This is a genomic window from Isoptericola sp. NPDC058082 (assembly GCF_042885055.1).
Taxonomy (GTDB): domain Bacteria; phylum Actinomycetota; class Actinomycetes; order Actinomycetales; family Cellulomonadaceae; genus Isoptericola.
In genome coordinates this window covers 36,970-47,217 of record NZ_JBHVSQ010000012.1, presented here as the reverse complement: position 1 = coordinate 47,217, position 10,248 = coordinate 36,970, and the positions used below count along the sequence as shown (strand labels likewise).

The 10,248-nt window shown below is 73.0% G+C and carries 6 protein-coding genes; 4 read left to right on the top strand and 2 right to left on the bottom strand.

Annotated elements, in window-relative coordinates:
- Positions 1-123 precede the first annotated feature (123 nt).
- Complete coding sequence (locus ACFVS0_RS15775; RefSeq protein WP_430564664.1) at positions 124-1,959, bottom strand: SpoIVB peptidase S55 domain-containing protein; 1,836 nt, start codon at positions 1,957-1,959, stop codon at positions 124-126.
- A gap of 142 nt (positions 1,960-2,101) precedes the next feature.
- On the opposite strand from ACFVS0_RS15775, the gene ACFVS0_RS15770 reads away from it, so the two are divergent.
- On the top strand, positions 2,102-2,575 hold the full coding sequence (locus ACFVS0_RS15770) for a hypothetical protein (protein ID WP_430588484.1): 474 nt from the start codon (positions 2,102-2,104) through the stop codon (positions 2,573-2,575).
- 69 nt (positions 2,576-2,644) lie between these two features.
- Here ACFVS0_RS15770 and ACFVS0_RS15765 read toward each other — a convergent pair whose 3' ends face one another.
- Entirely contained in the window at positions 2,645-5,365 is a 2,721-nt protein-coding gene (locus ACFVS0_RS15765; protein ID WP_430588483.1) for a hypothetical protein, read from the bottom strand.
- A gap of 139 nt (positions 5,366-5,504) precedes the next feature.
- Between ACFVS0_RS15765 and ACFVS0_RS15760 the strand changes: the two genes are divergently transcribed.
- The 3 genes from ACFVS0_RS15760 (at position 5,505) to ACFVS0_RS15750 (ending at position 10,196) form a co-directional block, all read left to right on the top strand.
- On the top strand, positions 5,505-6,530 hold the full coding sequence (locus tag ACFVS0_RS15760; RefSeq protein ID WP_430588482.1) for a LacI family DNA-binding transcriptional regulator: 1,026 nt from the start codon (positions 5,505-5,507) through the stop codon (positions 6,528-6,530).
- Between the two features lie 160 nt (positions 6,531-6,690).
- Complete coding sequence (locus ACFVS0_RS15755; protein WP_430588481.1) at positions 6,691-8,805, top strand: alpha-galactosidase; 2,115 nt, start codon at positions 6,691-6,693, stop codon at positions 8,803-8,805.
- Positions 8,806-8,870: 65 nt separating this feature from the next.
- Positions 8,871-10,196: an ABC transporter substrate-binding protein gene (locus ACFVS0_RS15750; protein WP_430588480.1), complete on the top strand. Its 1,326-nt coding sequence runs from the start codon at positions 8,871-8,873 to the stop codon at positions 10,194-10,196.
- The last annotated feature ends 52 nt before the right edge of the window (positions 10,197-10,248 follow it).

Genomic DNA, 10,248 nt, shown 5'->3' with positions numbered 1-10,248 from the left:
GGGGAGAGGAAGGCTGTGAAAAGGAGGGGGGGGGGGAGGTCGGGTGGGGGGGGTCCGGTGTCTGGGGCCCCCCGCCCCCCCGGGCCTCGTGCTGTCCGGGGTCGTGCTGCCCGTCGTCCGTCCTCAGGAGGTGACGCGGACCTGCAGCTCCCTCTGACCGTTCACGACGCGGGTCATGACGTCGGAGGTCCGGGTCCGCTCGTACGCGGTCCTGCCGCTGCCGATGACGAGGCTCAGCTCCAGCTCGTCGTTGCGCAGGTTGCCCTGCAGCAGCTTCTGGACCGAGTCGAACGACGTCGGGCCGAAGAACTCGTCCTGGAACGAGTTGCCGCCGACGACGGTGACCACACCGCTCTTGCCCTTGAGGCTCTTCGGGATCGTGAAGTCCTGGCGGAAGACCGATCGCGTGGCGCCGTCGGTGCCCAGCAGCTGGGTCCGCAGCACGAGGGTGTGGCCGGCACGGACCTTCGCGGTCTTGCCGGTCACGTCGATCCAGCGGCCGCCCGTGCGCTGCTGGATCTTCACCACGCGGAACCGCTCCCGGAAGTTGCTGACCCTGACCTCGTTGGTCACCCCGGTGAGCTTGACGTTCGAGACGGACGAGAGCGTGCCCACCACGGTCGGGAGGTCGAGGGCGCCTGCGGTGCCGACGTCCTCGGCCGACTGGTACCGGTCGGCGTACCGCAGCCGGAACGGGGTCCCGCTGCGGGTGCCGGTGATCGTCCAGGCCTGCGTCTCGGACCCGCCGGCGATCCCGTCCACCACGCGGTCGTGGTTCGCCATTCCGGCGAGGAGGGTGACGTCCGCGAGGGCGGCCGGGTCCAGCACCTGGGTGGTGCCGGTGCGCGTCTTGCTCCCGTGGGCCACCGTCGACCGGACCGGCGTGGCGGTGGGCGAGGCGCCGAAGGTGCCGGCGATCCCGGCGAGACGGTCGTCGGTGACGGTGCCGCCGAGGTCGCCGAGGTTCGCCACCTTGAACGGCACGCCGAGCGGGTCCTCCTGAACGTAGACCGCGTCGGCGGCCGCCAGCCCGAGGCGGGTCTTGCCCGTGAAGTTCAGCGGGTGCCCGAACGCGACCACCCGGTTGCCGCACACCGAGGTCGCGGTGCCGATGCCGGCGAAGGTGATGTCGCCGTGCGACAGCACCGCGGCCACGTTGCCGCCCGCGACCACGGTGTCGATGCCGGCGGCGGCGGTGCCGCTGGACCGGCCGATGCGGTAGGAGTCCGCCGTCACCAGCTCGCTGCCGCCCGCGGCCTTGACCGCTGTGCGGGCGCGCGCGAGGTCGATCCCGCCGACGCCCATCGGCATCGGCAGCTGGCGTAGACCCTGGGCGGCCTCGGACCGCGTCACGTCGGTCTCGGCGGCGATCCGCGTCGCCAGGCGGGAGGTCACCGCCACCTCGGGCGCGGCCTTCGCGGCGCCGAGGTAGCCCTGCATGTCCTCGAACGGCGTGATGCCCGCGACGGGAGAGCTCCCGAAGGCGAGGCCGTACGCGACCGCGCCGATCAGGCGCCCGTCCTCCGCGTACACCGGGGACCCCGACATCCCCTGCCAGATGCCGCCCGCCGCGTCGATCGCCGGGGAGTGGAGCTCGGCGACGATCATGTCCAGGTCGGGGGCGATGCCGTCCGACAGCACGCCGAGCACCTCGCCCGTGAACGCCTGCGGCGTGGTGCCCTTGCTCACGGACAGCCCGTTGACCGGCGCCCCGCTCACCACCTCGGCGACCGGGAACGGCACGGCGCAGTCGGGGGTGGGCGCCGCCGTCGCCGTCGGGCCGACCGCCACCAGGCCGGCCAGCACCAGCGCGCCGGCGGCGCCGGACGCCGTCAGCCCGGCCGCACGACGACCGCCCCCGGATCCGGGGAGCCGTCGCCGGCCGCGAGCCGCAGGGCGTTCTTCGATGGGGGGAGTGGGCGGCGTCGCCCGGCCGTCCCCTGCGGCAATCTTCGACATTCCGACAGCATCGTCCACCGCAGGTCCCGACGTTCCGATGAGCACGGGTGAAATCGCGACGCACGCGCCCTCCGCGGTGCATGCAAGAGCGCCTGGCGTCGCGACATGATGTCGACGAGGGACCGCATCAGGAGGGCCAGCAGTGCCGACGACCAGTGACACGACGCAGCCGCCGGAGCGCGCGCCTCGCCTCCGCCTGCCGCTCTGGGCCGCAGCCGCAGCCCTCGGCATCGTCGCGCTCACCGTCGTCGCCGCCGTCATGGGTCCGCGCGTGTCCGCTCCGCCGCAGGCGTGCCCGGCGATCGGCTACTCCAGCGTGCTCGAGGTGACCCTCGAGGGAGACACGTCCGAGGTGGCGGTGCTCCAGGTGCGCGACGGCGACCAGTGGCAGCCGCCCTATCCGCCGGACGCCGAGGTGCCCGCGATCCCGACGTCGCACGACGGCGACGCGTGGACCTTCACGCTCTTCTCCTCGCCACGCTCGATCATGCTCCGCGCGCTGGACGACGACGGGGACGCGCTCGCGCGGACGGAGGTCGACGTCGGCTGGGTGCGCGTGGGCGGGACCCCCGAGTGCGGGGGCCCGGCGGAGGCCGAGACCGCCTGGGTGCTCTGACCGCCAGGCCTCCCACGGCGGCGCCCGCCCCGAGCTCGCGCTTGGGGCGGGCGCGCACAGCAGGTGCGGTCAGGCCCGGCCGGTGACCCGCTGGGTCGTCGGCTCGCCGGTGACCAGCGGCGCGATCGTGATCGCGTCGATGTTCGGCGCGAAGGCGTCCGGGTTGCCGAAGCGCAGCGGCTGGTCCGCGGTCGCGAGGGTCACCGGGACGGTGCGCTCCCAGAAGCTGTCCCACGAGAACGTGTAGCGGAAGTGGGTGGCCCCGGCGACGGCGTCACCCTCGGTGACCTGCAGCTCCCGGTCGACGACCTGCGGGTTGTAGTCGTGCTTCCCGGAGAGCTCGGCGTTGGCGTACCGCACGGTGACGTCGTAGTCGCCGGCCGCGTCGAAGCCGGCGGCGCGGGCGATCTCGAGGTAGTTCTCCTCGCCGTCGCCGAGCCACTCCACGACCTTGCCGCCCGAGGCGTTGGACCCCGACGCGGCGGACTTCGTGGCGACGACGGCCGTGCCGTGGAGCGCGGCGTCCTCGGCCTGGACGGTGACGGCCGCGTCGTCCGGCGCGCGCGTCGTCGTCACGGAGCCGACGAACGACCCGGCGTCGGAGGCGAGCTCGAGCTCGTTGATGCCCTCGGCGAGGTGCACCCGTGCGGTGGAGGTCCAGGCCCCAGGTCCGCGGACGCCGAACGACGTGGCCGCGCGCCCGTTGACCGTCAGGGTGAGGTCGGACGCCCGGGTGGTGGTGTGCCGCACGGTGACGTCGTAGTAGCCCGACTCCATCGCGGTGGCGTACACCTCCGCGCGCTGCCCCTCGCCCTGGACGCTGGCGAAGCCGCGGGCGTTGCCGCGGTCCCAGTCCAGGCGGGCTCCGCCGGCCAGGCGCATGGTGCTCGCCGGGTAGGCGGTGGGCTCGCCGTCGCTGACGTCGGTCAGGACGAGCTTGTCGAGCGTGATGTCGGCGTTCGGCAGCAGGGTGCTGCCGTCCTCGCTGGCTCGCAGCGACAGGACGTGCTCCCCAGCGGTGAGCTCGACCTGCACCTCGGTGCTGCCGCGGTACTGCCACTTCTGGGCGCTGGTCAGCGCGAGGTCGGCGGTGTACTGGACCGGCTGGTCGAGCGTGCCGTCGACGAACAGCGCGTGCCGCCCGGGCACGCCCGGCGTGGCGCCGATGACCTGCAGGCGGTAGGTGCCGTCGCGGGGCACGGTCACCGTCCAGTCGGCGCGCGACGTCGCCTTGTTGAACGAGCCGACGTCGCGGCCGCCGGAGGCGAGGAACTTCCAGCCGCCGCCCTCCTGCGGGTCCTGGGTGTAGACCTGGGCGTCGGTGAGCTCGGTGTCCTCCGCCTCGACGCTCGTCGTCCAGACGTCGGGCCCCGGGTCGGTGCCTCGCGCCGGCGTCACGACGACCTGGTACGCGGCGTACCGGTTGTAGGGGTCGAGGTCGAGCTTCAGGCCGCCGTCGCGCACCTTGGCACCGTCGATCCTCTGAACCACGCGCGGGGTGTTCGCGAGCCCCTGCGCCCCGGAGAGCGTCACCTCCCGCACCTCGACGTCGACCTTCTGGCCGAAGGTGCGGCGGTCGAGACCGGACAGGTCGAGGCGGACGTCGTCGTCGGTGCCACCGAGCAGGACGGTCGCACGGCGGTCGCCCTCGTCGATCGCGCCGATGCCCTGCAGGGTGTCGACGGTGTCGGGGTGCGGCGGGTCGACCTGGACGGTCTGGCTGCCCTCGAGGTCCCCGTACCACTTGAACATCCACCAGCCGGCGTTGGCGCCGCCGGCGCGGGCGGTGTTGTCGGACAGGTTCCCCGCGTAGTTCCAGTAGGCGGTCTGGGCGTCGACCTTCTCGTCCTCGAACATCGACAGCCACTGCACGAGCTGACCGGGCACGGCCATGTCGCGCAGCATCCCGTACTCGGTGATGTTCACGTGGATCGGGTCGATGCCGAGGTCCTGCTCCAGCTGCCGGTAGTCGCGCATGTGGGACCGGAAGGTGGCGAGGTTGTCGATGCCGAGCTCGTGCCAGATGAACACGTCCGGCAGGACGCCGTGCGCCTTGGCGTAGGTGAGATAGTCGGCCGACCGCTCGGGCTGCCAGCGGGTGTCGCCGGGGCCGCCGATCCGGGCGTGGCCCAGCCCGTGCCGGTCGTAGACCTCCTGGATCTTTTCGTACGTGGCCTGCCAGTCCGCGAGGAACTGGTCCTTCTGCCCCGGCCAATCCGGGTACCAGTTGCCGCCGTCGGGCTCGTTGAACGGGATGAACAGGTACTTCTCGGGGTGGTCGGACTGGGTGGCGACCGCCTCGGTGACGAACTCGACGATCTCGAGGTAGTCCCACACGCCGTTCGGCTCGTCGACGTAGGTGCCCGTGGCCTGGTCGTAGGTGCGGGAGTCGCCCGGGCGCTTGCCGCCGTTGTAGGACCAGTCGGGGTAGTAGTCCTGGATGTAGATCGCCAGCTCCTGGCCGTGCTTGGCGAAGAACCCGTCCTCGATCGTCAGCGCGTCGCCGCTGGGGTGCTGGGTGCCGTACGGCGCCTTCTGGGACGAGTTGGTGATGTGGGCGCCGTCGATGAGCGCCTGCGTGGGCACGCCGTCGTCGCCGAAGCCGTACAGGGTGCCGGTGGCGCCTCCGCGGAAGTCGCCGGTCGTGCGGGCGAAGTCGACGGCGAGGACGTCGGTCACGGGTTCTCCTTCGTCGGTGGCGGGCGCCGCCCATCCTGCCTGGGCGGAGAGGCTGAGCGCGGCGAACGCCGCGACGGCGAGGGCGCCTCGCCGGGCGCCGATCTGATGCACGCTTTCACGTGACTGGGGCACGATCCACTCCTTCGTAGGTCTGATGGCGCCTGGACAGTCGACGTCGGGCGCCGTGTGCCATGAAAGCGTGAATCATGCTCGACCACAAGAGCGGGCCGTGGTCGCGTAACCTTGCGGCGTGAGCCAGGTCCCGAGGGTGAAGCCGCCCGTCATCGCCGACGTCGCCCGAGTCGCCGGCGTGTCGGTGCCCACCGTCTCGCGCGTGCTCAACGGGACGGTGCCGGTCAGCGCGGAGCGTCGGGAGCGGGTCATGGCGGCCGTCAAGAAGCTGGGCTTCCGGCCCAACGGCGCCGCCCGGTCGCTGGCGAGCCAGGCCGGTTCGATGATCGCCGTGTTCGCGGGCAACACGACGCGCTACGGGTACGCGGCCACGATCCAGGGCATCGAGGAGGCCGCGCGACAGGCCGGCTACATGGTCGTCATCTCCGTGGTGGAGACGGCCGACGGCCCCACCGTCGAGCGGGCCATCGACCATGCCCTCGGCCAGCCGCTCGCGGGCGCGATCGTCCTGGAGTTCGACCCGCCCGGCGTGGCGGCGCTCGCGCAGATGCCCTCGTGGCTGCCCGCCGTCGCGGCCGCCTCCGGCGGGTCGTCGGACGAGGCCATCTCGCACGCGTACATGGACGACCGGCACGCGGCCACCCAGGCGACGCGCTACCTCCTCGACCTGGGGCACCGCACCGTCCATCACGTGGCGATCCCGTCCATGGGGGTCGAGAGCGCGCGCATGGTCGGGTGGCGCGAGGCGCTGTGCGACGCCGGGATCGAGCCGCCGCCGGTGATCCACGCGGGCTGGGACCCCCTCGCCGGCTACGACGCGGGGGTCCGCCTGGCGCGCGACGCGTCGGCGACCGCCGTGCTCGCCGGGAACGACGAGCTCGCCATCGGTGTCATGAAGGGCCTGGTCGACTCCGGGCGCTCGATCCCCGGCGACGTGAGCGTGATCGGTTTCGACGACCACCCGCTGAGCCAGCTGTGGGTGCCGCCCCTCACCACGGTCCGCCAGGACTTCGTGGGTCTGGGCCACCAGGTGTTCGGGCTGCTCGTCGGGCGGATGGACGCGGGGGAGCCGCGGCCCTCGGTGCGCATGATCCCCGACCTCGTGGTGCGCCAGTCGACCGGGCGTCCTGCCGCCTCGAGCTGACCCGGATCCTCCGTTCGCGCCGGTTCGCCGACGCCGTCGCCTGAAACCGAAGATCAGAGATCCCTGGTTCACCCGGCATCCGTGCTTGCATTTTCAGATGATCGACGCTTTCATAGCGTCATCGACGACGCGCCATGGTGGCGAAGGAAGCGAGGCAGAGATGCCGGATCGGGCCGACGTGGGCCGCGAGCTGATGACGTGGGGTGACGGGGCCCTGCGGCTGGTCGTGCGCCGCCCCCTGGACGGCCCGGTCGCCGTGTCCCTGGTGCCGGCCGGCGAGCGGCCCGGCCCGGCGGTGCAGCCGCTGGTCGAGATCCTCGCCGTCGGGCACGGGCACCGCTCCGCCAACCTGCGGAACACGGCCACCGAGATCGGCGCGCGGCTGCGGTACGTGAGCCACGAGGTGACCGACGACCTCGGCTGGCAGCGCCTGGAGGTCGTGCAGCGCGACGAGGTCAGCGGGCTGGACGTGCGGTCCACCCTCCGCGCCCGGACCGGGGGGACCTCGGTGCAGGCCTGGACGACGGTCCGCAACGCCGGCGCGGCCACGGTCCGGCTGCAGGCGGTGTCGTCGCTCATGCTCGCGGACCCGTGCGGCCCCTACGGGCTCGACGACGCCGTGTCGATCGAGGGCGACGGCGAGTGGCTCGGCGAGTGGCGGTGGTCGTCGACGCCGGTGCGCGGCCAGACCGGGCTGCCCGCCCTCGGGCTCACGTCGCACCAGCGGCAGGACTCCCGCGGCGCGCGGGCGGTCGTCAGCCACGGCACCTGGTCGTCGGGGGAGCACCCGCCCGCCGGGGTGCTCACCACGGCGACGGCGAGCCTGGCGTGGCAGGTCGAGCACCCCGGACCGTGGCGGACGGAGCTCGGAGTCCGGCTCGGCGCGGACGACCGCGAGGCGCTGGTGCTGGGCCTGCTCGGCCCCACCGACGCCGACCACGCCTGGCTGCGCAGCCTGCGGCCCGGCGAGGAGTTCGCCTCGGTGCCCGTGTCGGTCGCCTGGGCCGACGGCGACTGGCAGGCCGCGGTGGGCGAGCTGACGCGCCACCGCCGCGCGGACCGTCGTCCGGCCCGCGCCGCCGGGGCCGTCGTCTTCAACGACTACATGAACACGCTCATGGGCGACCCCACGACCGACAAGCTCCTGCCGCTGATCGCGGCGGCGGGCGAGGTCGGGGCCGACTACTTCTGCGTCGACGCCGGCTGGTACGACGACGGTGGCGACTGGTGGGACTCCGTGGGGGAGTGGCAGCCGTCGCACGTGCGGTTCCCCGACGGCGGTCTCGACCGGGTGCTCGACGCGATCCGGGCCGCCGGCATGGTGCCCGGGCTGTGGCTCGAGCCCGAGGTGATCGGCGTCCGCAGCCCGCTCGCCGCGCAGCTCCCCGAGGACGCGTTCCTGCAGCGCCACGGCACGCGGATCGTCGAGCACGGCCGGTACCTGCTGGACCTGCGCGACGAGCAGGCGCGCAAGCACCTGGACGACGTCGTCGACCGGCTCGTCGACGAGCACGGCGTCGGCTACTTCAAGCTCGACTACAACGTCACGCCCGGCCCCGGCACCGACCGGGACGCCGACAGCGTCGGCGACGGGCTGCTGCGCCACACGCGGGCGTACCTGACCTGGCTCGACGGCGTGCTCGCCCGGCACCCGCGCCTGGTCGTGGAGAACTGCGCGTCCGGGGCGATGCGCGCCGACAACGGCCTGCTGTCCCGGCTGGAGCTCCAGTCGACGACGGACCAGCAGGAGCCGCTGCGCTACCCGCCGGTCGCCGCCGGCGCGCTCGTGGCCGTGCTGCCCGAGCAGGCGGGCAACTGGGCCTACCCGCAGCCGTCCATGTCCGACGCCGAGATCGTCTTCACCATGGTGACCGGGCTGTCCGGCCGGCTGTACCTGTCCGGGCAGCTCGACGGGATGGACGACGCCCAGCGCGCGCTCGTGGCCGAGGGGGTGCGCGCCGCGCGCGCCTGGGACGACGAGGCGCGCGGCGCCGTCCCGGTGTGGCCGCTGGGTCTGCCGGACTGGGACGCGCCCTGGGTCGCCGTCGGGCGGGCCACCGCGGACGAGACGGTGCTGGCCGTCTGGTGGCGCGGCGGGGACGAGCCCGAGATCTCCGTCCCGGTGCCGCAGGGCGCCGTCGAGACGGTCTACCCCGCCGACGGCCCGGCGTCCGGGCTCGAGGCGCACGCCGAGGACGGGCGCCTGAGGCTGCGTGCGGCCTCGGGCGAGCCGGCCGCGCGAGTACTGAGGATCCGCCATCAGGACGTGCGGTAGCACCACCGTCGTCCAGCCAGGTCCCGGCGTCGTCGATGACGCCGGACGAGTTCCGAGGAGCTGATATGAAGAAGTATCTGACCGGCGCGGCCGCCGCAGCAGCAGTGGCGGCGCTGACACTGACCGGCTGCAGCGACCCCACGGCGGGCGGTGGCAGCGACGGGGGCGCCACCCAGGCCGCGGACTGGCCGGAGCGGACCGCCGACCTCACCGGCACGACCCTGACGATCTGGGCGGCCCAGAACTCCAACACCGTGCCCGAAGCGGTCACGGCGGCGTTCGAGGAGGCCACCGGCGCGAAGGTCGAGATCGTCACGATCCCCGACCCGTACGAGCAGGGCATCCAGACCAAGGTCGCCACCGGCGACAAGCCGGACCTCGCGTTCTGGCAGCCGACGGCGTCGATGCTCACCGCGCTGAACGCCCCCACCAACCTGCAGCCGCTCGACGACGCGCCCTGGCTCGACTCCTACAGCCCCGAGGTCAAGGACATCACCGGCACGCTCGACGGCACCCGGTACGCGGCGCTCATCACGAGCCCGGCGGTGCAGGGCGTCTACTACAACAAGGAGGTCTTCGCCGAGCACGGCGTCACGGAGACCCCGAAGAGCTGGGACGAGTTCGTCGAGCTCGGCCGCACGCTGAAGGACGAGGGCGAGACCCCGTTCTTCGAGATGGCCGGCGACCGGTGGGCGACCCAGTGGTGGGTGCAGGTCCAGCTCGCCGACGCCGCGGCCGACGGCCTGTGGGACCGCGTCAACACCGGTGAGGAGAAGTTCACCGACCCGACGATCCTCGGCGCGATCGAGACCTACCAGGGCCTCATCGACGACGGCCTGTTCAACGACGACATCAAGACCGCCACGCTGGAGGACCAGGCCGACGCGCTGCTCGCCGGCGACGCGGCCATGGCCGTGCAGGTCAACTCGTTCTTCGGCCAGCTCCAGGCCAAGGCGGACACCGCGGAGCTCGACGACACGATCGGGTTCTTCCCGATCTCGCCCGGCGGCAACGTCGCGACCGTCATCCCCGACCAGTCCAACGCGCTCGTCGCGTTCAAGACCGGGGACGCGACGCGCGAGGCCGCGGCCCGCCAGCTGCTGTCGTTCTGGCTCGGGGACGGCTACGCCGACTTCGTCGCCGACCGCGAGACCGTCTCGCTCCAGCCCGACGTGCCCACCCCGGACGGCGTGCCGCAGGCGCTGCAGGACGTGCACGCCTCGCTCGCCGACTCCGTCGGGTCGATGCAGTCGCTCGCCGTGGCCAACCCCGACCTGTACATCTACCTGGCCGACATGATCCAGGGCACCACCACGCCCGAGCAGGTCGCCCAGCAGACCCAGGACCAGTTCGCCCAGCTCGCCCGCGCCCAGGGCGTCGAGGGCTTCTGACCCCGGCCTGAGACCAGCCGCGGTGCCGGGGCGGGCGTGCGCCCGCCCCGGC